The sequence below is a fragment of the Nocardia thailandica NBRC 100428 genome (assembly GCF_000308795.1).
Classification (GTDB): domain Bacteria; phylum Actinomycetota; class Actinomycetes; order Mycobacteriales; family Mycobacteriaceae; genus Nocardia; species Nocardia thailandica.
The window spans coordinates 1-25,392 of sequence record NZ_BAGK01000195.1 but is presented as its reverse complement, the minus strand read 5'-3'; the positions used below and the strand labels follow the sequence as shown (position 1 = coordinate 25,392).

Annotated in this window: 18 protein-coding genes and 1 pseudogene; 7 read left to right on the top strand and 12 right to left on the bottom strand. The window is 72.9% G+C overall.

Annotated features, from left to right (window positions below; translation table 11 throughout):
- Window positions 1–99: 99 nt before the first annotated feature.
- From ON36_RS21830 to ON36_RS21805, 6 genes are all read right to left on the bottom strand, one after another.
- Window positions 100–3,861 (bottom strand): multifunctional oxoglutarate decarboxylase/oxoglutarate dehydrogenase thiamine pyrophosphate-binding subunit/dihydrolipoyllysine-residue succinyltransferase subunit, encoded by a 3,762-nt coding sequence (locus ON36_RS21830; RefSeq protein WP_174377599.1) that lies wholly within the window; start codon window positions 3,859–3,861, stop codon window positions 100–102.
- 106 nt (window positions 3,862–3,967) lie between these two features.
- A complete protein-coding gene (locus tag ON36_RS21825) occupies window positions 3,968–7,675 on the bottom strand; it encodes an ABC transporter ATP-binding protein (RefSeq protein ID WP_052314232.1) in 3,708 nt (1,235 codons plus the stop codon).
- A gap of 10 nt (window positions 7,676–7,685) precedes the next feature.
- Window positions 7,686–8,465 carry an ABC transporter permease gene (locus tag ON36_RS21820; protein ID WP_043656773.1) on the bottom strand — a complete coding sequence of 260 codons (780 nt, stop codon included), beginning with the start codon at window positions 8,463–8,465 and terminating at the stop codon, window positions 7,686–7,688.
- Entirely contained in the window at window positions 8,462–9,412 is a 951-nt protein-coding gene (locus ON36_RS21815) for an ATP-binding cassette domain-containing protein (RefSeq protein ID WP_043656770.1), read from the bottom strand. Before ON36_RS21815 ends, ON36_RS21820 begins: the two co-directional genes overlap by 4 nt.
- Complete coding sequence (locus ON36_RS21810) at window positions 9,409–10,155, bottom strand: hypothetical protein (RefSeq protein WP_245558156.1); 747 nt, start codon at window positions 10,153–10,155, stop codon at window positions 9,409–9,411. The genes ON36_RS21815 and ON36_RS21810 overlap by 4 nt, the downstream gene beginning before the upstream one ends.
- A 114-nt stretch (window positions 10,156–10,269) precedes the next feature.
- A complete protein-coding gene (locus ON36_RS21805) occupies window positions 10,270–11,286 on the bottom strand; it encodes a glutathione S-transferase family protein (protein WP_043656768.1) in 1,017 nt (338 codons plus the stop codon).
- Window positions 11,287–11,335: 49 nt separating this feature from the next.
- On the opposite strand from ON36_RS21805, the gene ON36_RS21800 reads away from it, so the two are divergent.
- Both ON36_RS21800 and ON36_RS21795 read left to right on the top strand, forming a co-directional pair.
- Window positions 11,336–12,130: an enoyl-CoA hydratase/isomerase family protein gene (locus tag ON36_RS21800; RefSeq protein ID WP_043656766.1), complete on the top strand. Its 795-nt coding sequence runs from the start codon at window positions 11,336–11,338 to the stop codon at window positions 12,128–12,130.
- 72 nt (window positions 12,131–12,202) lie between these two features.
- Entirely contained in the window at window positions 12,203–13,459 is a 1,257-nt protein-coding gene (locus tag ON36_RS21795; RefSeq protein ID WP_043656765.1) for a class I adenylate-forming enzyme family protein, read from the top strand.
- Between the two features lie 28 nt (window positions 13,460–13,487).
- Here the strand turns inward: ON36_RS21795 and ON36_RS21790 are convergent, their stop codons facing one another.
- Window positions 13,488–14,234 carry a tyrosine-protein phosphatase gene (locus ON36_RS21790; protein ID WP_043656763.1) on the bottom strand — a complete coding sequence of 249 codons (747 nt, stop codon included), beginning with the start codon at window positions 14,232–14,234 and terminating at the stop codon, window positions 13,488–13,490.
- Between the two features lie 438 nt (window positions 14,235–14,672).
- Between ON36_RS21790 and ON36_RS21785 the strand changes: the two genes are divergently transcribed.
- Together ON36_RS21785 and ON36_RS21780 are read left to right on the top strand one after the other, a co-directional pair.
- Entirely contained in the window at window positions 14,673–15,116 is a 444-nt protein-coding gene (locus tag ON36_RS21785; RefSeq protein WP_043656760.1) for a hypothetical protein, read from the top strand.
- 57 nt (window positions 15,117–15,173) lie between these two features.
- Window positions 15,174–16,343: an amino acid deaminase/aldolase gene (locus ON36_RS21780; RefSeq protein WP_043656820.1), complete on the top strand. Its 1,170-nt coding sequence runs from the start codon at window positions 15,174–15,176 to the stop codon at window positions 16,341–16,343.
- On the opposite strand, the gene ON36_RS21775 is transcribed toward ON36_RS21780, so the two are convergent.
- Window positions 16,344–16,988, bottom strand: coding sequence for a phosphoribosyltransferase (locus ON36_RS21775; protein ID WP_043656757.1), 645 nt, complete (start codon window positions 16,986–16,988; stop codon window positions 16,344–16,346).
- Window positions 16,989–17,022: 34 nt separating this feature from the next.
- The gene (locus ON36_RS21770; RefSeq protein ID WP_052314231.1) at window positions 17,023–17,877 is read right to left on the bottom strand and encodes a carbon-nitrogen hydrolase family protein; all 855 of its coding nucleotides are present in this window, start codon (window positions 17,875–17,877) and stop codon (window positions 17,023–17,025) included.
- A 62-nt stretch (window positions 17,878–17,939) separates the two neighbouring features.
- Between ON36_RS21770 and ON36_RS21765 the strand changes: the two genes are divergently transcribed.
- Window positions 17,940–19,727 carry a DEAD/DEAH box helicase gene (locus tag ON36_RS21765; RefSeq protein ID WP_043656754.1) on the top strand — a complete coding sequence of 596 codons (1,788 nt, stop codon included), beginning with the start codon at window positions 17,940–17,942 and terminating at the stop codon, window positions 19,725–19,727.
- Between the two features lie 87 nt (window positions 19,728–19,814).
- Window positions 19,815–23,267, top strand: coding sequence for a bifunctional RecB family nuclease/DEAD/DEAH box helicase (locus tag ON36_RS21760; protein WP_245558155.1), 3,453 nt, complete (start codon window positions 19,815–19,817; stop codon window positions 23,265–23,267).
- 5 nt (window positions 23,268–23,272) lie between these two features.
- On the opposite strand, the gene ON36_RS21755 is transcribed toward ON36_RS21760, so the two are convergent.
- A complete protein-coding gene (locus tag ON36_RS21755; RefSeq protein ID WP_043656817.1) occupies window positions 23,273–23,800 on the bottom strand; it encodes a gamma carbonic anhydrase family protein in 528 nt (175 codons plus the stop codon).
- A gap of 79 nt (window positions 23,801–23,879) precedes the next feature.
- Here ON36_RS21755 and ON36_RS21750 point away from each other — a divergent pair, with 79 nt between their 5' ends.
- Window positions 23,880–24,329: a nuclear transport factor 2 family protein gene (locus tag ON36_RS21750; RefSeq protein ID WP_083885299.1), complete on the top strand. Its 450-nt coding sequence runs from the start codon at window positions 23,880–23,882 to the stop codon at window positions 24,327–24,329.
- Here ON36_RS21750 and ON36_RS21745 read toward each other — a convergent pair.
- Together ON36_RS21745 and ON36_RS21740 are read right to left on the bottom strand one after the other, a co-directional pair.
- Window positions 24,319–25,179, bottom strand: coding sequence for an ESX secretion-associated protein EspG (locus ON36_RS21745; protein WP_043656748.1), 861 nt, complete (start codon window positions 25,177–25,179; stop codon window positions 24,319–24,321). The two genes, ON36_RS21750 and ON36_RS21745, sit on opposite strands and share 11 nt — an antisense overlap.
- A pseudogene (locus ON36_RS21740) lies at window positions 25,176–25,392 on the bottom strand (hypothetical protein); the annotation flags it as partial. The pseudogene ON36_RS21740 and the gene ON36_RS21745, both read right to left, overlap by 4 nt.

Sequence of the window (25,392 nt, the reverse complement as noted above, 5' to 3'; positions counted from 1 at the left end):
CCGACTTCGCCCGACGTGCGCTGACCCGGCACCCGCGGCACAACGGCCGAGGCCGGGTGGATCGCTCGATCCACCCGGCCTCGGCCGTTCGCGGGAAACCTAGGCCGTCGGTTCGAAGGCCTCGGCGATGATCTCGGCCTGTTCCACGGCGTGCACCTTCGACGAACCCGAGGACGGGGCCGACATGGCGCGGCGGGAGATGCGGCGGAGCTTGCCGAGGCGGTCGGGGAGGACCTCGGGCAGGTTCAGGCCGAAGAACGGCCAGGCGCCCTGGTTGGCCGGCTCCTCCTGGACCCAGGCGATGTCGGTGGCCGCGGTGTACTTGGCCAGCGCCTCGTTCAGGCGGTACGTCGGGATCGGGTAGAGCTGCTCGACCCGGACGATCGCCACGTCCTCGCGCTTCTGCTTGGCCTTCTCCGCGGCCAGCTCGTAGTAGAGCTTGCCCGAGGTCAGCAGGACGCGCTTGACCTTGGCCGGATCACCGATGCCCTGCTCGTAGGTGGGCTCGTCGAACACTGAACGGAACTTCGACTCGGTGAAGTCCTTGACGTCGGAGACCACGGCCTTGTTGCGCAGCATCGACTTCGGGGTGAAGACGATGAGCGGGCGGCGGATGCCGTCGAGGGCGTGGCGGCGCAGCAGGTGGAAGTAGTTCGCCGGGGTGGACGGCACCGCCACGGTCATCGAACCCTCGGCGCACAGCTGCAGGAAGCGCTCGATCCGGCCGGAGGTGTGGTCCGGGCCCTGGCCCTCGTGGCCGTGCGGCAGCAGCAGCACGACGTCGGAGAGCTGGCCCCACTTGGCCTCGCCGGAGGAGATGAACTCGTCGATGATCGACTGCGCGCCGTTGACGAAGTCACCGAACTGGGCCTCCCACAGGACCAGGGCGTTCGGGTTGCCGAGGGAGTAGCCGTATTCGAAGCCGACCGCGGCGTACTCGCTCAGCGCCGAGTCGTGCACGGCGAACCAGCCCGGCTTCTCCGAGCCGATGTTGTGCAGCGGGGTGTACTCGTCGGCGGTGAGCCGGTCGATGATCACCGAGTGGCGCTGGGTGAAGGTGCCGCGCCGCGAGTCCTGACCGGTCAGGCGCACGTCGTGGCCCTGGTCGATCAGCGAACCGAAGGCCAGCAGCTCGGCGAAGGCCCAGTCGACCTTGCCCTCGTAGGCCATCTCGCGGCGCTTCTCCAGCACCGGCTTGACGCGCGGATGCACATTGAAGCCGTCGGGGACGTTGAGGAAGGCGTCGCCGATGCGCTGCAGCACGGACTTGTCGACCGCGGTCTGCACGGTGGCGGGGACCTTCTGGTCGTCCTCGACCGACTCCGACGGCTCGGGCGGGAATTTCTCCAGCTCGCGGACCTCGTTGAACACGCGCTCCAGCTGACCCTGGTAGTCGCGCAGCGCGTCCTCGGCCTCCTTGAGGGAGATGTCGCCACGGCCGATCAGCGATTCGGTGTAGGCCTTGCGGACCGAGCGCTTGGTGTCGATGACGTCGTACATCTGCGGCTGGGTCATCGACGGGTCGTCGCCCTCGTTGTGACCGCGGCGGCGGTAGCAGATGAGGTCGATGACCACGTCCTTGCGGAACTTCTGGCGGAAGTCGACCGCCAGGCGCGCGACCCAGTCGCAGGCCTCGGGGTCGTCACCGTTGACGTGGAAGATCGGCGCGCCGATGAACTTCGCGATGTCGGTGGAGTACTCGGTGGAGCGGCTGTTCTCCGGCGCGGTGGTGAAGCCGATCTGGTTGTTCACCACGATGTGGATGGTGCCGCCGACGCGGTACCCGCGCAGGCCCGACAGGTTCAGGGTCTCGGCGACCACGCCCTGGCCCGCGAACGCCGCGTCACCGTGGAGCATGAGCGGCATGACCGAGAAGCCCTCGGGGCCGTCGCCCTTGTTCAGCAGGTCCTGCTTGGCGCGGACCAGGCCCTCGAGCACCGGGTCGACCGCCTCGAGGTGCGAGGGGTTGGCCGTCAGCGAGACCGCGATCTCGTTGTCGCCGAACATCTGCAGGTAGGTGCCCTCGGCGCCGAGGTGGTACTTCACGTCGCCGGAGCCGTGGGTGGCGGCCGGGTTCATGTTGCCCTCGAACTCGGTGAAGATCTTCGAGTAGGGCTTGCCGACGATGTTGGCCAGCACGTTGAGGCGGCCGCGATGCGGCATGCCGATGACGACCTCGTCGAGTCCGTGCTCGGCGCACTGGTCGATGGTGGCGTCCATCATCGGGATGACCGCCTCGGCGCCCTCGAGCGAGAAGCGCTTCTGGCCGACGTACTTGGTCTGCAGGAAGGTCTCGAACGCCTCGGCGGCGTTGAGCCGGTTCAGGATGTACTTCTGCTGCGCGACGGTCGGTTTGACGTGCTTCTGCTCGACGCGCTCCTGGATCCACTGGAGCTGGTCGGTCTCGAGGATGTGGGTGTACTCGACACCGACGTGGCGGCAGTAGGCGTCCCGCAGGATGGAGAGCACATCGCGCAGCTTCATCCGCTCCTGGCCGTGGAAGCCCGCGACGTTGAACGTGCGGTCGAGGTCCCACAGGGTCAGGCCGTGCTCGGTGACGTCGAGGTCGGGGTGGCTGCGGAACTTGTCCTTGACCAGGCGCAGCGGATCGGTGTCGGCCATCAGGTGACCGCGGTTGCGGTAGGCCGCGATCATCTCCAGCACGCGGGCGCTCTTGTCGACGCCGCGCTCGCTGATGTCCTTGCGCCAGCGGACCGGCTCGTACGGCACGCCGAGGCCGTGGAAGATCTCGTCGTAGAACTCGTCGGAGATCAGCAGGTTGTGGATGGTGCGCAGGAAGTCGCCGGACTCCGCGCCCTGGATGATGCGGTGGTCGTAGGTCGAGGTCAGCGTCATGAGCTTGCCGACGCCGATATCGGCGATGCGCTCGTCGCTCATGCCCTGGAACTCGGCCGGGTACTCCATGGCGCCCGCGCCGACGATCGCGCCCTGACCCGGCATGAGCCGCGGCACCGAGTGCACGGTCCCGATGGTGCCGGGGTTGGTCAGCGAGATGGTGACGCCGGTGAAGTCGTCGGTGCCGAGCTTGCCGTCGCGGGCGCGGCGGACGATGTCCTCGTAGGCGGTGTGGAACTGCCCGAAGCTCATCTCCTCGGTGCCCTTGATGGCCGCGACCACCAGCGAACGGTTGCCGTCCTTGCCCGCGAGGTCGATGGCGAGGCCCAGGTTGGTGTGGGCCGGGGTGACCGCGTTGGGCTTCCCGTCGACCTCGGCGAAGTGCCGGTTCATGTTCGGGAACGCCTTGACCGCCTGCACGATCGCGTAGCCGAGCAGATGGGTGAAGGAGATCTTGCCACCGCGCGTCCGGGCCAGGTGGTTGTTGATGACCAGCCGGTTGTCGATCATCAGCTTGGCCGGGATCGCGCGCACCGAGGTGGCGGTCGGGATGGTCAGCGACGCCGACATGTTCTTGGCGATGGCCGCGGCGGGGCCGCGGAGCACCTTGGCCTCGTCGCTGGCGGCGACGGCGATCTTCGGCGCGGCGGGCGCGTTCGACGTCGGCGCCGGGGTGGTCTTGGGCGCGCGGACCTGCGCGGGAGCGGGCTTCGACGCGGCGGGAACGGGGGCCGGCGCGGCGGGCGCGGTGGGGGCGGCCGGGGCGGGCGCGCTCTTCACGGGCGCCGCGGCGGGTGCGGGGGCCGCGGCCGGCGCTGCGGGGGTGTTTGCGGGAGCGGCGGCGGTCTCGGAGTTGGCTTCAGGGGTGTAGTCGGCGAGGAACTCGTGCCAACTCTCGTCGACAGAGGACGGATCCTGTTTGAACTTCTGATACATCTCGTCGACCAGCCACTGGTTCTGTCCGAACTGGGAAGTTGAGCTGCTCACAGCAGGTGTTCGCCTCATTTCGTTCTTCGCGCTGCGACGTTTGTGACGTGCCCGGCTGGGGTATCAGCTGATGGCTGCCGATACGCCCACATGCGAGCATATGCCCAGCGGCAAATCGGCGTTGCTACGGACCCGGCTCCGGAGCCGGACGCTGTTCCCCGCCCGAGAATATTCCGTCACCCGCGCCCGCCGCAGCCCACAGCCGCGCGTACGGGCCGCCCGCGGCGACCAGTTCGGCGTGGGTGCCGAACTCGGCGACGCGGCCGTGATCGATGACGGCGACGAGATCGGCGCGGGCTGCGGTCGCCAGCCGGTGCGCGACCACGACGGTCGTCCGGCCCCGGCTCAGCGAACTGCTCGCGACCAGCACCGATGCCTCGGTCGCCGGGTCGAGGGTCGCGGTGGCCTCGTCGAGCAGCAGCAGGTCCGGGTCGACCAGTTCGGCGCGGGCGAGCGCGACGAGCTGGCGCTGTCCGGCGGACAGCCCGCGCCCCCTTTCCCCGACCGGCTGGTCCATTTTTCGCGGTAATGCCGCGATCATTTCCGACGCGCCGACCCGCGCGGCGGCGCGTTCGATGTCATCGGGAGTGGCGTCCGGTTGCCCGAATGCAATGTTGCTCGCCACGTCGCCGGTGAACAAGTGAGCTTCCTGGGGCACAATTCCCAACCGCGATCGATAGTCGGTGAGCATGAATTTACGTAGATCTATCCCGTCGACCCGGATTGTTCCGGTGGTCTCCGACGGAATGTCGTAGAGCCGCGCCAGCAGCTTGACCACCGTGGACTTGCCCGCGCCGGTCGCCCCGACCAGGGCGAGGGTGGCGCCGGCGGGCACGGTGAAGCCGACCCCGCACAGCGCGGGCGTGCTGGTGCCCGGGTAGCGGAAGTGCACGTCGTCGAAGGTGATCTCGCCGCGCAGCCGACCGGTGACGGCCACCGCGTCGGGCGGATCGGCGGCGATGGAGGACGGGGTCCGCAGCAGTTCCCCGATGCGGCGCAGGCCGACCCTGGCCTGCTGGTAGCCGTCGAAGACCTGGGAGAGCTGCTGGATCGGGAAGAACAGCAGGCCCAGGTAGAGGATGAACGCGACCAGCGAGCCGGGGCTGGTCGACCCGTCGGCCACCGCGCGGGCACCGAAGAAGATCACCGCCGCCTGCGCGGCGTCGGCCCAGGCCCCCACGAAGGCGAAGTAGGCGGCGATGGCCCGCTGCGAGCGGAGCCGGGCGTCGCGGTAGCGGCGGGAGAAGGTGGCGAAGCGGTCGGCGGCGACCGGCTCGTGGCGGGCGGCCTGGACCGCGCGCAGTCCGGCGATGTTCTCGTGGAAGTCGGCGTTGACCGCCGAGATCCGCTCGCGCGAGACCCGGTAGGTCACCGAGGACACCTTGCGGAAGGCCACCGTGGCGACGATCAGCGGTGGCAGGGTGGCCAGCACGACCACGGCGAGCCCGGCGTCGAGGACGACCAGCGCGACCGCGATCCCGGCGAGGGTCAGCACCGCGACCGCGGTGGTGGCGACCCCGGTCTGCAGGAAGGTCGACAGGGCGTCGACGTCGGTGGTCATGCGCGTCATGATGCGGCCCGACATCTCGCGCTCGTAGTAGTCGAGTCCCAGTCGTTGCAGGTGGGCGTAGCTGCGCACCCGCAACGCGAACAGCACCCGCTCGCCGGTCCGCGCCGTCAGCACGGTGCTCGCCGCCGCGACCACCCAGCCCGCCGCGACCAGCACGACGCCCGCGATCGCCGCGCGCGCCAGCGCGGCCTCGTTCGCGCCGGACACGCCCGCGTCGATGGCATAGCGGACCAGCGGCGGGAACGCGACCCCGATCAGCGCGTCGGCCACCAGCAGGACCGCGACGACCGCGACCAGCGCCCGCACGGGACGCAGCAGCCGCGGGAGGGAGAAACCGGGTTCCGGCGCGCGCAGGCCCGCCGACGGGCCGGGGGATTCGGTGGCGGGCGGCAGCGACTCGAGGGTGCGCCGCAGTTCCGGTGTCTCGGCGACGTTGTCGGCGGCGTTGGCGAACGCGTACTGGCCGGGGCGCGGCGGCGCGTCGGCGGCGGGCCGGGCGGGGCGCGACGGCGCGCCGGGCGTGTCCGTCGCGGATCCGGGCGTGCGGGCGGCCGCCCCCGCCTCGGTCGGGGCGGTCGGGGTCGGCGGCGGGCCGGGCAGCCGGATGACCCGGTCCGCGTGGGCCAGGGTCGACTCGCGGTGGGCCAGGATGATCGTGGTCCGGTCGCCGGGGTCGGGGAGGTTGGCGAAGATCTCCGCCTCGGTGACGGCGTCGACGGCGGAGGTGGCGTCGTCGAGGACCAGCACGCGCGGCCGGTTCAGCAGGACGCGCGCCAGGGCGATGCGCTGGCGCTGACCGCCGGACAGGGTCAGCCCGCGTTCCCCGACGACGGTGTCGTAGCCGTCCGGCAGGGCCGTGACGAACGCGTCGGCCGCCGCGGCCTTCGCGGCGGCCCTGATCTCCTCGTCGGTGGCGCCGGGCCGCCCGAGGGCGATGTTGGCGGCGATGGTGTCGGAGAACAGGAACGGGTCGTCGAAGACGACGCCGACCGCGGCGCGCAGGTCGGCGGCGCGCAGGTCGGCCAGGTCGATCGCCCGTCCGGACGGTGCGGCGGGGTCGGCCCGCGTGGTCAGCCGGATGGCGCCCGCGTCCGGGCGGTAGAACCGGGGCAGCAGCAGCGACAGGGTGGACTTGCCCGAGCCCGCCGGGCCGATGATCGCCACCGTCTCGCCCGGCGCGACGCGCAGATCGAGATCGGTGAGCACGCGGCGGCCCGGCTCGAATCCGAAACTCACCCGGTCGAATTCGACGCCGAGCGGCCTGTCCGGCAGCTCGGCCGGGCGCGGGGGATCGGTGTGTTCGGGTCCGGTGTCGATCACCTCGAAGACCCGGTCGGCGGCGGCGCGGGTCAGCTGGGCCATCACCACCACCGAGGTGATGGTGCGCGCGGAGGCGGTCATGGTGGCCAGGTAGGCGGTGAAGGCGAGGAAGGTGCCGATGCCGATGGTGCCCTGCAGGGCCAGCCAGCCGCCGCCCGCGATGACGGTGACCAGCCCGGCCTGCGGCAGGGCCGAGACCGTCGGCGCGAAGCGGGAATTGATCCGGGCCGCGCGCATGCGCTCGGCGTAGAGCGCGCGGCCGTGGGCCTCGAGCAGGTCGACCATCCGCGCCTCCTGCCCGAAGCCCTTCACCACCCGCACCCCGGTCACCGTCTGCTCGACGTGCTCGGCGAGTTCGGCCGCCCGCTGCTGCGCCGACCAGGTCGCGGCGTAGAGCACGGGCCGCCTGCGCCACACCACCACGCCCATCGCGGGCGCGACCAGCAGGGCCGCCAGGGCCAGCGGCGGGCTGAGCACCAGCATCACCCCGACGGCGAGCACGAACTGCAGCGCCGCCAGGCCCGACCACGGCACCATGGCCAGAAAGCCCTGCACCAGTTGCAGATCGGTGATCGACCGCGACACGACCTGCCCGGTGCGCAGGCCGTCCTGGCCCGCGCCGTCGAGCCGCTGCAACGAGGACAGCAACGAGACCCGCAGGGTGTGCTGGACGTCGAGGGAGAGCTTGCCCGCCCACAACCGGCGGGCGAAGGTGGCGAGGAACCGGGTCAGCGCCAGCAGCAACAGGACGAGGGCCGCCGCCCCGATGACGGCGGTGTCCCCGAGGCCGGCGGCGTCGACGGCGCGCTTGGTCACCAGCGGCGCCGCGATCTCCACCGCCGCGCCCGTCAGGATCGACGCGGCGAGGATCACCAGCAGCCCGGGATGACGACGGCACAGCCGCCACAGCCGGGTCAGCCAGCCGGTGCGATCGGTGCTCACCGCGGGCTCGTCAGAGATCGCGCCTGCGCAGGTCCCACCAGCCCGCCGCGCCGGCCACGGTCGCCCAGAACACCAGCACCACCAGGGCCGCGGGCGCGGGCGCGAACAGGGTGCTGTCGGGGAAGGACCCCGCCATGACCCCGGCCAGCGTGCCCGACACCGGAAGCAGCGTGCACAGCCCGCCGAGCCCGACGCCGCCCGCGACGGCCCAGACCAGCGGCTCGAAGACGAACGCCCAGCCCAGCAGCACGATCAGCGCGGTGCTCACGTTGCGCAGCAGCAGACCGGTGCCCGCGCCGATGATCACCCAGCACACCGCCGCCAGCAGCCCGGCGCCGACGACCTGCAGGAACTGCGCGCCGAACTCGAACTTGCCGCGGGCGCCGAGCAGCAGCACCCCGGTCGAGGCGATCTCGGTCAGCAGCGCGACGAACAGCGCCATCAGGCCGAGCGTCAGGTACTTGGCCGTGAGGAAGCGGTCGCGGTCGGGCGCGAACAGCAGCGACAGCGCGAGGGAGCCGCGCTTGTACTCGCCCGCGGTCGCGCCGACGCCGAGCACGGTCACGGCGACGAGGACGGCGAGGATGCCCAGGTAGAGCCCGATGGTGGCGGCGCCCGTCGCGGGCGTGCCCTTCGGGTCGGCGGCGCCCGAGACGAGCGCGGTGATCAGGGTCCCGACCAGGCCGACCGCGACGGGCCCGGCCAGCAACAGCCTGCTGGGACGCAGCGAGACGACCTTGCGGGTCTCGACCTCGAGGCCGGGCACCAGATCGGCGGGCAGAGTGATCATCGGGACATCCCAGGGGTGGTCGACGCGGCGCCGGCGTAGGCGGGGACCTGAGGGCGGCGCGGGGTGGTCAGCGAGGCGAGCACCCGGTCGGGGTGGATGGGGTCGGCGACGATGGCGCTGAGCCGGACCTGGGCCCGGTCGGCGGCGGCCCGGATCTGCGCCTCGGTCGCCTCGGCGACGGCCAGCCTGCCGTCGGGCCGCATCACCGCGTCGGTGAAGCCCTCCGAGGCGAGCATGGTGGCCAGCGCGATGGGCGGGGCGGCCGAGACGACCAGGCGGTCCGGATGCCCGCGCCGCAGCCGTTCGGGGGTGCCCTGCCAGACCACCGTGCCCTCGCTGAGGACGACCAGGTGGTCGGCGGCCGCGACCACCGCGGCCAGGCTGGTCGCCGAGAGCAGCACGGTGCCGCCGCGACGGGCGTGCGCGCGGGCGATGTCGAGGACGCCCGCCCGTTCGGCGGGCTCCGGCCCGGCGTCGACGGCGTCGAGGACGAGCAGCTGCGGATCGGCGAGCAGCGCGACGGCCAGGGCGAGGCGGGTCTGCTCGCCCTCGCTCAGCACGGCGACCGGCCTGCCCGCGGAGGCGGTCAGCCCGACCTGTTCCAGCAGCGCCGCGACGCGGTCGCGGGACGCCCCGGCCGCGGGGGCGTAGAGCGCGAGCTGGTCGCGGACGGTGCGTCCCGGATGCAGGCCGCGCGGGGTCAGGACCGCGCCGACACGGCGGATGCCGCTGCCCGGCCCGCCGACCGACACGGTGCCGGTGCCCGGTTTCTGGAGGCCGAGCACCATGTCGAGCAGGGTCGACTTGCCCGCGCCGGACGGGCCGACGATCGCGGTCACCGCGCCGGCGGCCGCCGTGAAGCTGACATCCTTCAGCGCGGTGAGCAGCTCGTACTGCTTGCCCAGTCCGCGCACCCGCACGGCCGGTGGCCGAGGCGCTGCCGTCACCGCTCGCTCGCCCTGGTCCGCTGCGCCGGGGTGATCGCGGGCGGTTTCGTGCCGAGCGCGGGCAGCGGGTCGGCGTCGATGACCAGGTTGTCGGCGCGCCAGTGCGTCGGCGCGGGCCCGAACGCCTTGCGCGCGTTGTCGACCGTCTTGCGGCCGAGGGTGCGGTTGCCCGCGGCGCCGATGGCCGCGCCGATGCCCGCGGGCAGCACCTTGCCCGCCATGAGCGCCGCGCGCTTGGTGATGAACTTCTTGATGAACTGCTGCAACAGATTCGAGTGGATGCCCGCCATGCCCGGGATGCGGTCGGCGAAGGCGCTCGTCCAGTTCTTGGCGGAGGTGCCGAGGCCCTTCTGCACGATGGCCATGCCGCTGTCGCCGAGCACGACCGCGAGGACCAGCGAGCGGCGGGCCTCGTTGTCCTCGGGCGCGATGCCGTGGATGTGGGCCTGCGCCAGGGTGAACAGCGCCGAGGCCTCCATGAAGAACACGGTCTCCGCGCTCACCGCGCCCAGCGCGGCGACGGTGCCGACGCCGGGGAAGGCGGCGGTCGCGCCGACCGCGGCGCCGCTGCCGGTGACCGCGAGCAGGTACTGCTGTTCCAGGCGCGTGACGATCTGGGCCGGACTCTCGCCGGGATGCCGCTCCCGCAGGAACTTCACGTACTTGGCCACCGCCGGGGCCTGCAGTTTGGAGCCGGAGTCGAGAATGTCGACCACGGTCTTCTCCAGCCTGTTCTTGAACACGGCGTCGTCCTCCTCTTCGCCCGTACCCGCCGCCACTGTAGGCGACGGGAACCCCGACAGCTCATCTTCCCAACGCCCGGTGACAGGGCGCCGGTTCCGGGTGTGCCGGTGCTCTCAGCCCAGCGCGGGCACCCGCTCGGCCTCCGGTGGCGGGGGCGGGGGCGTGCCGTCGCCGAAGGGACGTCCGCCCAGCTCCTCGCGGTGGTGCGGCGAGAGCCAGTTCGACAGGTCGGGTCCCACCGGGACGATCCCGGTGGGGTTGATGTCGCGGTGCACCACGTAGTAGTGCTCCTTGATCTGACCGAAGTCGATGGTGTCGCCGAACCCCGGGGTGCCGAACAGGTCGCGGGCGTAGGCCCACAGCACCGGCATCTCGGTGAGCTTGGTCCGGTTGCACTTGAAATGCCCGTGATAGACCGGGTCGAATCGGACCAATGTGGTGAACAGCCGGACGTCGGCCTCGGTGATGGTGTCGCCGACGAGGTAGCGGCGGGTGCTCAGCCGCTCGCTCAGCCGGTCGAGCGCGGCGAACAGGCGCGCGTAGGCCGCGTCGTAGGCGTCCTGGCTCCCGGCGAAACCGCAGCGGTACACGCCGTTGTTGACCTCGCGGAACACCTCGTCGTTGATCTCGTCGATCTCGGCGCGCAGGTGCTCGGGGTACAGCTGCGGCGCGCCGTCCCGGTGATATCGCGTCCACTCGGTGGAGAAGTCGAGGGTGATCCGGGCGTAGTCGTTCGTGACGACCTGGCCGGTCGGCACGTCGACGATCGCGGGCACGGTGATGCCGCGCGGATAGTCGGGGAAGCGCGCGAGGTAGGCGTCGCGCAGCCGGTGGATGCCGAGGACCGGGTCGACCCCGCCCGGGTCGAGGTCGAAGGTCCAGCTGAGCTTGTCGTGGGTGGGCCCGCACAGGCCGAGCGACAGCACCGGCTCGAGGCCGAGCAGGCGGCGCACGATCAGCGTGCGGTTCGCCCACGGGCAGGCGCGGGCCGCGACGAGGCGGTAGCGGTCGGGTGCCACGGGATAGCCGTCACGGCCGTCGGCGGTGATCCGCGTGGTGATGTAGTTGGTGTCGCGGCGGAACTCGCCAGGTTCGACGTAGCTCCCCGCACCGGCATCGGCATCGCTCACCGCTCCAGTCTTCCAGATCCGCCCCCCGCCGGGCCTTACGCTGAGGCGCATGAGTGAAAACCAGCCCACCCGCCTGTCCCGCGACTTCACCGCGGGCGGCGCCGAAGTCGCGACCCTGACGCTGGCCAGCCCGCCGCTGAACCTGTTCGACCGCGCGCTGATGGACTCGCTGATCGCCGATATCGCCGCGCTGACGGCCCAGCCGCCGCGGGCGGTGCTGCTGCGCGCGGAGGGCAAGGTGGTCTCCGGCGGCGTGGACGTCAACGTGTTCGACGGCCTGTCCATCGAGCAGGGCGCCCAGCTGTGGCGCGACCTGTTCGACCGGATCATCCACCCGCTGGAGGCGCTGCCGTGCCCGGTGGTCTTCGCCGCGCACGGGCTCACCCTGACCGCCGCCTTCGAGATCGCGCTGGCCTGCGACATCATCCTGGCCGCGCCGAAGGCCAAGTTCGGCCTCGTGGAGACCGTGGTCGGGCTGACCCCGTCGATGGGCGGCCCCCAGCGGCTGGCCGAGCGGGCCGGTTCCGGCCGGGCCCGCGAGTTCGTCATGACCGGTGACCTCTACGACGCCGCCACCCTGGCCGACTGGGGCGTGGTGAACGCGGTGCACGAGGACCTCGAACCGGCGGCGACGGCGCTGACGCACCGGCTGGCCGACGGCCCGACCCGCGCGCACGCGGCGACCAAGCAGATCATCGGCGCGTGGCGCTCCGGCGGTGTGGCCCATGCCGATTCGGTCACCCCGCAGGTCTCGGGCGAGCTGTTCGCGACCGAGGACCTGAAGGGCGCGGTGCGCAGCTTCCTCGCGGTCGGCCCGGGCAAGGCGACGTACCGGGGGCAGTAGCGTTCGCTGACAGAAGTGTGATCCACGTCATATAGTCGACGGGGGTGCTGCTGCGACGTCCGGAGGTTTGTGATGAGAGACAGCGAACCGGAGGCCGGGGCCACCATCGTCGAGTTCCCCGCCGCGCGCGCACTGGGGACCGACCTGCCGGTCGCGCGCGGCGCCGACGGGGTGCTGCGCTACGGCAACCTCAGCCCGGCGCTCACCGAACTCCTGGATCTGCGCGTGCATTCGTTCACCTCGCGCGAGGCGGTCGTCGAGGTCGGCGGCCCCCGGCTGACGTATCGCGAACTGTGGCACCGCGCCTCGCGGATCGCGGGCGGCCTGCAGAACCACGGCATCGGCTACGGCGACCGGGTGGCGGTGCGCATGCCCGCGGGGGCGCGCTGGGTGCAGGCCTTCCTCGGCGCCCTGCTCTCGGGCGCGGTACCGGTGCTGGTACCCGACGGCCTGGACGCGGGGGAGACCGAGCGGGTGCTGGCCGACAGCTGCGCGGACTTCGTCCTCGGCCCGGACGCGCCCCTGCCCGACGGGCACGCCTTCATCGACGACGGCGCCGCGCTCGGCGACGTGGCGCTGCTCTGTTACACCGGCGCGGGGACCGGCGCGCGGCGCGGGGTGGAGCTGAGCAACGAGAACCTGCTCTCGGCGGTCCGTTCCCTGGTGAGCGCGCTCGACCTGCCCTCCGACGGAATCCGCAACCTGGTCCTGCTTCCGCTGTCGCACGCCAGCGGCTGCGTCGACCAGATGCTGGCCACCTTCGCCGTCGGCGGCACGGTGGTCCTCGCCCCCGACTCCCGCGGCGTCGCCCGGGCGCTGTGCACCGAGCGCATCGACATGCTCTCGGCGACCCCGCGCATCTTCACCCGCCTGCTCCCGCTGCTGCGCGCCCACGGCGCCGCCGCGACCGGGGTGCGCTGGATCAGCAAGGCGGGTCATCGTTCCGAGCGGGCCGCCGACGGGGCGCCCGCCCCGGCGGCGGCGCTGCGCGAGGTGTTCCCGCGGGCGCGGCAGTGGTCGATGTGGGGCGCCACCGAGACCAGCGGTATCGGCCTCGCCCTCGACGACACGGACCACGCCGACCCGGCCGGGCTGCTCGGTTTCGCCGTCGGCGGTACCGAGGTCGCGCTGACCGGGCCGCGCGCGGGGGAGGGCGTCGGCGAACTGCTCTGTCGCGGGCCGAGTGTCAGCCGCCGCTACTGGAACGATCCGGCCGCCGCCCTGACCCGCTTCACCGGGAACTGGTTCCGCACAGGCGATCTCGTGCGCATCGACGGAAACGGCCTTGTGCGGCGCAGCGAAGGGGAACGCCGGGTCAGCGGGCTGTGAGGACGGCCCGCTCGATCGGGCGCGGTGTTCAGGCCGCCAGCAACCTGGCGCGCAGCCGGTCGCGCAGGCCGGCGCCGAGCCCGGCCGCCTTCAGATAGTTCTCGAAGCTGCCGTGGTGGTCGAGGACCGCCTCGTCGGAGGCGCGGAGGTACTCCGGGAACACGCCGAGCAGGTCGTCGGAGACGATCCGGCCGGGCCAGCTGGTGGTCAGCAGCCTGCGTAGCGCCTCGGCGCCCGCGGCCGAGGCCATGTAGTCGGCCAGGACGTCCTCCTCGGTGACGCCGACCGCGCGCAGCAGGGTGGCCACCGCCCAGCCGGTGCGGTCCTTGCCCGCCGCGCAGTGCACCAGGACCGCACCGTCGCCGTCGGCGATCGCGGTGGCCAGCGCGACGATGGCCCGGTGCGCCTCGGGCCGCTCCGGGAACGCGCGGTAGACGCCGAGCATGTGCTCGCGTTCGGAGCGGGTGCGCGCCTCGTGCGGCGGGGTGTCGTCGAGGCGGGTGTCGAACGGGGTGACCAGCAGGCGGATCTGTTCGGGGAGGGCGTCGTGGCCGATGGTGTCGATCTCCGCCGGTCCGCGCAGGTCGTGGACCGCGGTCACGCCGAGGCCGAGCAGGGCGGTCCGGCCGTGGTCGTCGAGCCCGGACAGCTGGGCCGAGCGCAGCAGCACGCCGGGGCGGGTGCGGCCGCCGTCCGTCGTGCGCAGGCCGCCGATGTCACGGAAATTGAAGGTTCCGCTGAGGAAGTACTGGTCTGCGGGCGGCGAAAGAGTCACCGATCAAGGCTAACCGCGCACGTAACCGACCCACGCGCAGTTTTGCGCGGTCGACACCGAACTTGTGACGGTTGTTCGGCCGCTCGTCACTGTGCCTTCCCCCACATCGGCGAGCGGCGCGCGGCGGGGCCGGTACCGTGGTCGGGACGGACACGCCGGGGGAGGGGGTGGCGAAATCCGCGTACCGACCGATAAATTCCTTCCGACCAGTCTGTTTTCCGCACATCGCGGTCGGATAACAAAACAATCTTTCAGTCTGAAAATGCCGACTGAATCAGTTCACGGATCCAGAAAACCTTCTACCATCGAGGTCGCTGGATGGATCGGCACCGCGGGCGGGCAGCGTCCGAGCCGATCCGATCGCACTGTGGCGGGCAGCGTAGTCAGTTGCCGAGGAGTCCTTTGTTGAGCGCAAATCGAGAACTTACCGAGAAAACAATGCGTGACCCCGTACGGGTCGCCGTCGAACAGGCTGCGGCGGGCCTGACCACCTCCGGTGTGCGGGCGCTGCGAGTGCTGCTGCACGCCGGTCTCACCGCCTACTGGCCCACGGTCCGCGCCACCCCGACCCGGCAGCTGGCCGCCTACGAGACCACGCTCGACACCATGCGCGAGCGCGTCAACGGGACCGGCACCACCGTGGGGCAGGGGTCGATCGACATCTTCCAGCAGATGGACGGCGAGGGCGCGGCCTTCCTTGATCTGTGCGCGCGCCTGGCGGGCGCGCAATGGCTCGAACCGCTCGACTCGCTGGCCACCATGCTGGTGTCGGTGCTCTACGGCACCGTGCTGCGCTGGCTGGCCGACGGTAATGACGAGACCGTGGTGATCGTGCTCGACGACCTGGTCGGCTGCCTGACCCTGAAGGCTGTCGACGCCTGAGATCCGCAAATGCTGGACGCCTGACCAGATCGGTGGTTCAGTAGGCAGGTGACCTCGATGACCGCACAGGCCGTCCTGCACGAGGCGACCGCCGACCTCGACCCACCGCTGGCGGCGCTCGACCGGGCGGCGCTGCTCGCCAACGCCGACGATCTCGTCCGCCGGGCGGGCGGGGTCGCCATCCGGGTGGCCAGCAAGTCGGTGCGCTGCCGGGCGGTGCTCGCCGAGGTGCTCGGCCCCGATCTCACCGCCCGCGGCGGCTTCGCCGGCATCATGGCCTACTCGCTGCGCGAGGCGCTGTGGCTGGTCGGCCTCGGCGCGCGCGACGTCCTGCTCGGCTACCCGACCGTCGACCGCGCCGCGCTGCGCGAGCTGGCCGCCGACCCGGTCGCGCTCGGCGCGGTCACCCTCATGATCGACGACCCCGCCCAGCTGAGCTTCGTCCGCGACGCGCTCGGCACCGATCTCGCCCACCCGCGCGTGTGCCTCGACGTCGACGCCTCGCTGCGGATCGGTCCGCTGCACCTCGGCGTGCGCCGCTCGCCGGTGCGCAGCCCCGACCAGGCCGCCGCACTGGCGAAAGAGGCGGTGCGCCAAGGGTTCACCGTGGCGGGCGTGATGACCTACGAGGCGCAGATCGCCGGACTTCCCGACAGCAACCCCGCCGTGCGGGTGGTCAAGCGGCTCTCCGCCGCCGAGATCACCCGGCGCCGGGTACGGGTGCTGGACGCGGTGCGCTCGCAGGTGGGTCCGCTCGAGATCGTCAACAGCGGCGGCACCGGATCGATCGAGGTCTCGGTCGCCGACCCCGATGTCACCGAGGTGACCGCCGGGTCCGGGCTCTACGTCCCCACCCTCTTCGACCACTACCGGTCCTTCACGCCGCGCCCGGCCATGTACTTCGCCACCCCCGTGCTGCGACGGCCCTCGCCGAACATCGCCACCGTCTTCGCGGGCGGCTACATCGCCTCCGGGCCCGCCGGGCCGAGCCGGGTGCCGCTGCCGGTGTGGCCCGCCGGGCTGAAGCTGCTCGGGTCCGAGGGCGCGGGCGAGGTGCAGACGCCGCTGTCGGGCGCGGCCGGGCTCGAGATCGGGGACCGCGTGTGGTTCCGGCACGCCAAGGCGGGCGAGCTCTGCGAGCGATTCGACACGGTGCACCTCGTCGACGCGGACGGCGGCCGGGAGTCGGTGCCGACCTACCGCGGCGAAGGACAGTGTTTCGGCTGATCAGGCGGGGCCCGCGGGCGGCGCGGCGAGCAGGTCGAGGACCTCGGCGTCGGTGAGCTGGTGGAAGTCGTCGTAGGCGCCGCCGACACCGCCGAGCTCCCCCGGCACCCACGGGCACACCAGTTCGTCGGTCTCGGGCGTCACCCGGTGCATCGCCTCCGGCGACGACACCGGCACGGCGACCACCAGCCGCCGTGGCCGCCGGGCGCGCGCGACCCGGCACGCCGCGGCCACGGTGGCGCCCGTGGCCATCCCGTCGTCGACGATCACCACGGTGCGCCCGGCGAGGTCCGGCGGCGGCGCGCCCGCCCGCAACAGTGCCCGCCTGCGTTCCAGCTCGGCCCGTTCGGCCGCCTCGACCTCGGCGAACTCGTCCGGGGAGACCCCGCTGCGCGCCAGCACGTCGTCGTTGAGGACGAGGACGCCGCCGTCGCCGAGCGCGGCCATCGCCAGCTCGGGGTGCCGGGGCAGGCCGAGCTTGCGAACCAGCAGGACGTCGACGCGGCCGCCGATGACCTCGGCGATGCCGACGGCGACCGGCACGCCGCCGCGGGGGAGTCCCAGCAGCAGCGGATCGGCCGCGCGCAGGTGGGTCAGCGATCCGCCGAGCGCGCGTCCGGCGGCGAGGCGATCCGGATAGACCATCGCCTCCGACGCTACTCCGCGCGCCCGGCGCTGCCTATCGCTCGACGATCGCGAAACGGCGAAGGGACAGACTCGGATTCGCGGCCCGCACCCGGGCCAGGTGCGCGGTGTCGATCTCGGCGGTGAGCACGCCCGGCGTGTCGCCGAGCTCGGCCAGCACGTGCCCGGCCGGATCGACGATCATCGAGGCGCCGGCGCCGCGATGGGCGGCCTGGTCGGCGGCCGCGACGTAGACGGTGTTCTCGATGGCGCGGGCCCGCAGCAGCGTCGTCCACTGGTCGACCTTGGCCGGGCCGGGGATCCACTGCGCGGGCAGCAGCAACACCTGCGCACCCGCCGCGGCGACACGCCGGGACCCCTCCGGGAATCGCAGATCGAAACAGGTCTGCATGCCGAAGATCACACCGCCGGCTTCGAACAGCGCGGGTTCGGCGATCGGCCCCGGCTCGACCACCTCGGACTCCACGAAGCCGAACGCGTCGTAGAGATGCACCTTGCGGTACAGCGTGACCAGGGCGCCGTCGGGCCCCAGCGCCACCAGCGTGTTGCGGATGCGGTCCCCGGGCGCCGCGGCGGTGCCGGTCGACTCGACGACGCCGGCCACCAGGTGCACCCCGAATTCGCTTGCCACCGCGCCGAGCCCGGTGACGAACGGGCCGTCGAGGGGCTGCGCGGCGGCGACGACCCTGGCATCGAGCCTGCTCACGGCGAACATCGAGTACTCGGGGGCCAGGACGACACGTGCACCGGCCTCGGCGGCCGCGCGCACGTGCTCGCGCAGGGCCGCGAGATTGGCCGCGGTGTCGGTGCCGGGGGCGAATTGCACGACCGCGACGGTCACCGTGGCGGGGGTCGGTCGCTGATGCGCGGCGGGGTCGGTCAGTTGCATAGGTCTCACCGTATTCACCCGGTGACCGGAACAGCTACCGCCAGGCAGTAAACTCCTGGTCAATGAGTACCAACCAGGTCGACAGCGTTCCTGCCGACGACGACAGCGACGCCGACGGCCCGACCTTCGCCGACCTCGGCATCGACGACCGCATCCTCGCGGCCATCGCCGACGTGGGCTACGAGTCGCCGTCGCCGATCCAGGCGGCGACGATTCCCCCGCTGCTGGAGGGCGCCGACGTGGTCGGCCTCGCCCAGACCGGCACCGGCAAGACGGCGGCCTTCGCCATCCCGATCCTCATGGGTCTGGACACGACGGTGAAGAAGCCGAGCGCGCTCGTGCTCGCCCCGACCCGCGAGCTGGCCATCCAGGTCGCCGAGGCGTTCGGCAAGTATTCCGCGCACATCCCCGGTCTGCACGTGCTGCCCATCTACGGCGGCCAGAGCTACGGGGTCCAGCTCTCGGGCCTGCGCCGCGGCGCCCACGTCGTGGTCGGCACCCCCGGCCGCGTCATCGACCACCTGGAGAAGGGCACGCTCGACCTCACCGAGCTGCGCTACCTGGTGCTCGACGAGGCCGACGAGATGCTCAAGATGGGCTTCCAGGAGGACGTCGAGCGCATCCTGCGCGACACCCCCGACGACAAGCAGGTGGCGCTGTTCTCGGCGACCATGCCGAGCGTGATCCGCAAGATCTCCAAGCAGTACCTGCACAACCCGGTCGAGATCACGGTCAAGGCCAAGACCCAGACCAACACCAACATCACCCAGCGGTGGGTGCAGGTGTCGCACCAGCGCAAGCTCGACGCGCTGACCCGCGTCCTCGAGGTCGAGGACTTCGAGGCCATGATCATCTTCGTGCGCACCAAGCAGGCCACCGAGGAACTGGCCGAGAAGCTGCGCTCGCGCGGTTTCTCCGCCGCGGCCATCAACGGCGACATCGCCCAGAACCAGCGCGAGCGCACCATCGGGCAGCTCAAGTCCGGCGCGCTGGACATCCTGGTCGCCACCGACGTCGCCGCCCGCGGCCTCGACGTCGAGCGCATCTCGCACGTGGTCAACTACGACATCCCGCACGACACCGAGTCCTACGTGCACCGCATCGGCCGGACCGGCCGCGCGGGCCGCTCGGGTCAGGCGCTGCTGTTCGTCGCCCCGCGCGAACGGCACCTGCTCAAGGCCATCGAGCGCGCCACCCGGCACCCGCTGACCGAGATGCAGCTGCCGAGCGTCGAGGACGTCAACGCCCAGCGCGTGTCGAAGTTCGGCGACGCCATCACCGAGAACCTGCAGAACACGAACCTGGCGCTGTTCCGCAAGCTCATCGAGGACTACGAGCGCGAGCACGACATCCCGCTGGCCGACATCGCCGCGGCGCTGGCCATCGGCTCCTACGACGGCGACAACTTCTTCATGGAGCCCGAGCCGGAGCCCACCGAGCGGCCCCGCCGCGAGCGCGCCCCGCGCCGCTTCGACGACGAGGAAGGCGGCCGCCGCCCCGCGCCCGCGTTCCAGCGTCAGACCGGCGGCGAGCTGGCCACCTACCGCATCAGCGTCGGCAAGCGGCACCGCGTGGTGCCGGGCGCGATCGTCGGCGCCATCGCCAACGAGGGCGGCCTGCGCCGCAGCGACTTCGGCCACATCAGCATCCGCCCGGACCACAGCCTGGTCGAGCTGCCCGCGAAGTTGCCCGACGAAACGCTGGAAGCGTTGCGCCGCACCAGGATCAGCGGCGTGCTCATCCAGTTGCAGCTGGACTCCGGCCCGCCCTCGCAGCGGCTCAACAGCCGTGGTCCGCGGCGTGACCGCGACGCCGGACGGCGCCCGGAACGGCGGAAGCCGCGCTCCTAGGGGCGGGTGGCGTTCGCCGAGGTCAGCCCGGCTAGCTATGGTGTTGCCGTCGGTGTCCGTGAGGTCGCAGGAGGGCCGCGTTTGTTCGTGTCCGGTGATCGGGTGGTCGGTACCGTCGGTGACCTCGTGCGCGCCGCGGACTGCGAGTTCGCGTTCCTGCGCGCCCTCGACACCGCGCTGGGCAATCTCGACGGCCCCGTTCCCGCACCGGGATTCGGCGTAGCGGGTCTCCTCGCGGACGACCAGGTTGTCCCGGACGCGCCGATCCCGCCCGGCGGGCCGGTGGCGCGGATCGAGCTACCGGTCGGGCCCGCCGATTCCCCGGAAGCCTGGACGGCCGCGCTGGCGGCGGCCCACCGGCGCACGGGCGAGGCCGTGCGGTCCGGCGCGTCGCTGGTGAGCGGCGCGGTCTTCGTCGACGACCGGTTCGCGAGCCGGGCCGGCGCGCTCGTCGCCGACCGGCGTGGCCGCTACACCCCGCACGGCGCCGTGCGTTCGGCGCGGGAGAGTCTCACGGCCGCACTCGAACTCGCGGCCGCCACGCAGTCCCTCGCCGCGCACGGGATCGCCGTCGCGGCCGCGGTGACGGTGCACGGACCCCACGGCGCGCAACCGTGGGCGACCCGCGATCTGCTGCCCGTGTACCGCGCGCGCAGGCGCCGGGTCGAGGAGATCGTCGACGAGAAGCTGATCGAACTGCTGCCGGTGCAGTGGGGCGACCCGCGCTACCCCGCCTGCGGCCGGTGCGCGACCTGCCGCGCGGAAGCCGCAGCGGCCCGCGATCTGTCGCTGGTGGCCGGGATGCGGCCGACGATCCGCGCCCGGCTGCGCGAGGCGGGCGTGCTCACCCTGGACCGGCTCGCGACCGAGGCCGCCGCGGTCCCCGGCGTCCCGCCGCGCGCGCTCGCCACGCTGCGCAGGCAGGCCGGGATCCAGCTCCGCAGCGAGCATTCCAACGCGACCGCCTACAGCCTGGTCGACCCGCAGGCGCTGGGCGCCCTGCCCGCGCCGAGCCCGGGCGACCTCGCGCTGACGTTGCGCCTCGACGACCGGGGCGCGGTCACCGAGGTGGAGATCGCCGACGCCCAGTCCGCCATGGCGATGCCGGTCGACGGGGCGGACCCCGGCGAGATCCTCGACGACGTGCTCGGGCTGATCGGCCGCCAGCACGAGGCGTACCCGGACATGCGCGTCTACCACTACGGCACCGCCGTCCGGGACACGCTGCTGCGGTGGGCCGCTCGCGGCGGCGCCGGCGTCGACCGGCTCGACGACCTGCTCACCGGGGGCGCCCTGGTCGACATCGCGCCGGTGGTGCGCACCGGCCTGCTCGTCGGCACCCGCGCCTACGGTCTCGACGACCTGGCGGCCCTGCTGCCCGCCCGCGCCGAGAGCGCGGGACAGCGGGTCCTCGGCCTGCGCGACTGGCTCCTCGACCGTGCCGCCGACGCCGGGGTCGAGGTCCCGGGGGCGCGGTTCGCCATCGCCGCCGCCGACGCCCCGCCCTCGCTGCGTCCCACCTCCCTCGAGGCCGCCCTCGCCGAATTCGCCGCGGCCGACGCGAAGCCCGTGTCTCCCGACGCCGCGTTCGACGAATCCGCCACGGGCGCGGGCGAACACCGGTCCGGCCCGCGCGGAGACGGTGCGGCCGAACGGGATCCGGACCCGCGCGGCCCCGGGCACGCGTCCGCTCCGCTCGCCCGCCACGGCGGCCCCGCCGAGTCCGAACCCGGCAACTCCTACTACCTCGACGCCGATCCGGGCGGCGAGGCGGTGCAGGCGGCCTCCCTGGCCGCGGCCGTGCTCGGCTACCACCGCCGCGAACGCCAGGCCCGCTGGTGGGCGCAGCGGGACCGGCTCAGCCATCCGGTCGGCGAGTGGGCCGACGCGCCCGGGGTCTTCGTCGCGGAGTGGGGCACCGTCGACACGAAATGGCATCGCACGCCCCAGCATCCGACCATGCGGCGCTATCTCACCCTCACCGGCCGGCTCGGCACCGGGGCCGCGCCGACGCCCGGCACCGAGATGATCACCCTCTACGACGGCCCCGCCGCCGCGGGTATGACCCAGACCCTCGGCAGGCGCGCCACCGCCACCGCCACCGTGCTCGGCTGCGCCGTCGACGCCGACTTCGCCGACACCGTGCGCCTGGAAGAGCTGCTGCCCGAGGGCTGCCCGGCCTTCGACGACCTGCCCGCCGCCGTCCTGCCCGCCGAGCCCGAGGGCGATCGGCTGCTGGAGTCGGCCGCGGAATTCGTGGCACAGGACCTGCTCATGACCCTGCCGTGGGTGCCCGAGAACGCGGTCTTCGACCTGCTCTGCCGTCGCCCGCCCCGCCTGCGCGACCGGGACGGCCTGCCCGAGGTACACGGGGACATGGCCGCCGCCCTCGCCGACGCGGCGGGCGCGCTGGACGCCTCCTACCTGGCGGTGCAGGGCCCGCCCGGCACCGGCAAGACGGCCACGGTCTCGCGCGCGGTGGCACGGCTGGTCGCGCGCGGGCGCTGGCGCATCGGCGTCGTCGCCCGCTCGCATGCCGAGGTCGAGCGGATCCTCGACGCCGTCGTCGACGCCGGGCTGCTGCCGGAGCTGGTCGCCAAGAAGGACGTGGCGGCGGTCGCGCCGGAATGGTCGGCCATCGACGCCGCCCGCTACCCGCGCTTCCTGGACAACGCGGTCAACGGCTGCGTGATCGGCGGCACGCCCGCCGATTTCGCCGACGAGGCGCTCATCGCGCGCGGCGCCCTCGACCTGCTGGTGGTGGCCGACGCGGGCACCTGCGCCCTGGCCGACACGGTCGCGGTCGCCGCGAGCGCCCGTAACCTGCTGCTGGTCGGCGACCCGGTGCCGAGCCGGGCGGCCGCCGCGCACCCCGCGCCGATCGACGTCTCGGTGCTGGAGTGGCTGTGCGAGGGCGCGGCCACGCTGCCCGCCGAACGCGGGTACTTCCTCGACCGGACCTGGCGCACGCATCCCGCGGTGTGCGGGCCGGTGTCGGATCGCTACTACGACGGGCGGCTGCGCGCCAACGAGACCGTCACCCTCGCCCGCACGCTCGACGGCGTCGCGCCGGGCGTGCGCACGGTGCCGGTGCCGCACCGGGGCTGCGCCACCGAATCCGACGCCGAGGCCAAGGAGGTGGTGCGCCGGGTGCGTGGGCTCCTCGGCGCGCCCTGGACGGTCGGCGAGGTCACCCGCAGGCTGCACCCGCACGACATCCTCGTCGTCGCCCCCTACGCCGCGCAGGTGGCCCGGATCCGGACCCTGCTCGCGCGCGCGAAGATCGACGACGTGCTCGTCGGCACCCCGGACCGGTTCCACGGGCGCGAGGCGGCCGTCGTGCTGGTCTCGCTGACCACCTCCACCCCGGCGGACGCGCCCGCGCCCATGCCCGCGCTGCTCTCGCGGGATCTGGTGCACGCGGCGCTGTGCCGGGCCATGTGGGCGGCGGTGATCATCCGTTCCCCGCTGCTCACCGAGTACCTGCCCGGCACACCGGAGGAACTCGGGGTGCTCGCCGACTTCCTCGCCCTCGGCTGAGCGGCTCAGTCCACCGGGGTGATGCCGGTGCGGTGGCGCTGGGCCAGCTCGGCGTAGAAGTCCGGATTCAGCTTGACCCAGCCCTCGGCCTGGGTGCCTTCGATCGGCTTGCGCACCTGGGCGGGTGAGCCCGCCGCCAGGACCCCGTCGCCGATCTCGGTCCCCGGCGCGACCAGTGAATGCGCGGCCACCATGCTGCCCGCGCCGATGCGCGCGAGATCGAGCACGGTGGTGCCGTTGCCGATGATCGTCTCCGCGCCCACCGAGGCGCCGTGGAAGACCACGCTGTGGGCGATGGTCGCGCCGGGGCCGATCTCCATCGGCACGCCCGGCGGTACGTGCAGCACGGCGTTGTCCTGCACGTTGGCCCGTTCGCGGATGGTGATGGGCGCGAGGTCGGCCCGCAGCACGGCCCCGTACCAGATGGAGGCGCCCGCCTCGACCCGCACGTCGCCGATGAGACAGGCGGTCGGGGCGACGAACGCCGTGGGATCGACCTGCGGTCGCTTGCCTTCGAATTCGTAGAGCGGCATGAGCACACCGTAGGCCGTACGGGCGCGGGCGCAACGCCCCCTTGACCTGAACCAATGTCGAGGTTCTACCGTCGGCCGGGTGAACACGACACCGGAAATCACCCGTCCGCGCCTGAGCGATCCCGCCGGGGCGGCCACCGCCGACACCGTGGCCCGCGCGCTGGCCGCCGAACTCCAGGACGGCGGCACCCGCGCCGACGCCGACCGCTACGACAGCTCCTTCGCCGCCGACATCCTCTGGGGCACGCCCTTCGGCGCCACCGTCCACGGGTACGACACCCTCAACGCCATCCACCACGGGCTCATGGCGCAGGGCGCCGCGCCCGAGTCCCGCTTCGAGGTGGTGGCGTCGTTCACGCCGTCGCCGGGCGTCGTGGTGTGCCAGATCCGCAGGCAGGCGGTCGATCCCGGCGGCTTCTCCGAGGTCGCGCTCTACGTGCTCGCCGAGCGCGACGGACGCTGGTGGCTGGCCGCGGCGCAGAACACCCCCGTCGATCCGGCGCGCGGCGGCGGCCGGGTCAGCGGCTGACGCGCGCCCCGGCGGCGGCCGCGCCGAGCAGCGGCCGCAGCCGGTCCACGGTGGCGGCGGGCGTGGCGGGCACGATGTCGACGTCGGCGCGGGTGTGCACCAGGTACCGCCCGTCACCGGCGATGTCGAGCCAGCAGAGCACCCCGCAGACCGGGCCCGCCGCGCCCGGCGCCACGGTGATCTGGCCGACGCCGGTGCGGGGGCGGTTGAGCAGCGCGCGGATGCGGGTGGCCTGGCCGGGGCCCGCGACCGGCATGGTCACCAGGTCGCGGCTGTCCTCGCGGACCCGGTCCAGCGGCGCCGACAGCGCGGGTCCGGCCCCCGGGCGGACGGCCGGGAGGTGCGCGAACAGCGCGGCGGCCAGGCCCTTGGTGCTCCCGAGCCGCACCAGCACGTCGCCGCCGCGGTCGGGCAGCGTGCCCGGCTCCTGGACGGCCAGCGCCGCGGTGTCGCCGGCGACCGCCGCGAGGACGCGCACCGCACGCCGCTCGGCGACGGGCGGCAGCACGGGCGCGGAGACGGCCGGTCCCGGGGAAACCGGCTGCCGGGCCAGGGTTTCCGGCGAGATGGCCCCCACCTCCGGCGCCGGCTGGGCGCCGGCGCCCGCCGCCGCTCCCTGCGCCGTCCAGCCGTCGGCCTCGAGCCGCAGTTCGGGGGCCGCGAGCACCGCCAGCGCGGTGCGCAGCTCGGCGGGCGCACTCGCGAACCACGCCTCGAGGGCGGGCCGTTGCCGGGCGCGTTCGGCGGCGTCGCGGGCCGTGGTGCGCACGGCGAGCGGGTAGGGCACCCGATCGCCGTGCACCCGCGCCCAGGCCAGGGCGAACCGGTCCGGGCTGAGCGGCCAGGTCACTCGCGTCCGGTCCACTCACCCACGACGGCGGGCGTGGTCGGCGCGAGCGGGCCGATGAGCGGGTTCTCCTCGTCGGCGGGTTCGAGGTAGGTCAGGTCCTCCTCGGTGAAGTGCAGGAAGTCGTCGTCCTCGTCGTCCTGCGCGCCCGCGGGCGGACGTTGACCGGCGGGACGGGCCGAATCCGAGACGGCCAGCGCGCCGCCGAGCATCCCG

Coding starts and splice junctions, on each gene's coding strand:
- ON36_RS21795 (WP_043656765.1), top strand. CDS start 12,203: ATGAGAGACAGCGAACCGGAGGCCGGGGCCACCATCGTCGAGTTCCCC.
- ON36_RS21800 (WP_043656766.1), top strand. CDS start 11,336: ATGAGTGAAAACCAGCCCACCCGCCTGTCCCGCGACTTCACCGCGGGC.
- ON36_RS21775 (WP_043656757.1), bottom strand. CDS start 16,988: ATGGTCTATCCGGATCGCCTCGCCGCCGGACGCGCGCTCGGCGGATCG.
- ON36_RS21770 (WP_052314231.1), bottom strand. CDS start 17,877: ATGCAACTGACCGACCCCGCCGCGCATCAGCGACCGACCCCCGCCACG.
- ON36_RS21755 (WP_043656817.1), bottom strand. CDS start 23,800: ATGCCGCTCTACGAATTCGAAGGCAAGCGACCGCAGGTCGATCCCACG.
- ON36_RS21780 (WP_043656820.1), top strand. CDS start 15,174: ATGACCGCACAGGCCGTCCTGCACGAGGCGACCGCCGACCTCGACCCA.
- ON36_RS21830 (WP_174377599.1), bottom strand. CDS start 3,861: ATGAGGCGAACACCTGCTGTGAGCAGCTCAACTTCCCAGTTCGGACAG.
- ON36_RS21820 (WP_043656773.1), bottom strand. CDS start 8,465: ATGATCACTCTGCCCGCCGATCTGGTGCCCGGCCTCGAGGTCGAGACC.
- ON36_RS21765 (WP_043656754.1), top strand. CDS start 17,940: ATGAGTACCAACCAGGTCGACAGCGTTCCTGCCGACGACGACAGCGAC.
- ON36_RS21785 (WP_043656760.1), top strand. CDS start 14,673: ATGCGTGACCCCGTACGGGTCGCCGTCGAACAGGCTGCGGCGGGCCTG.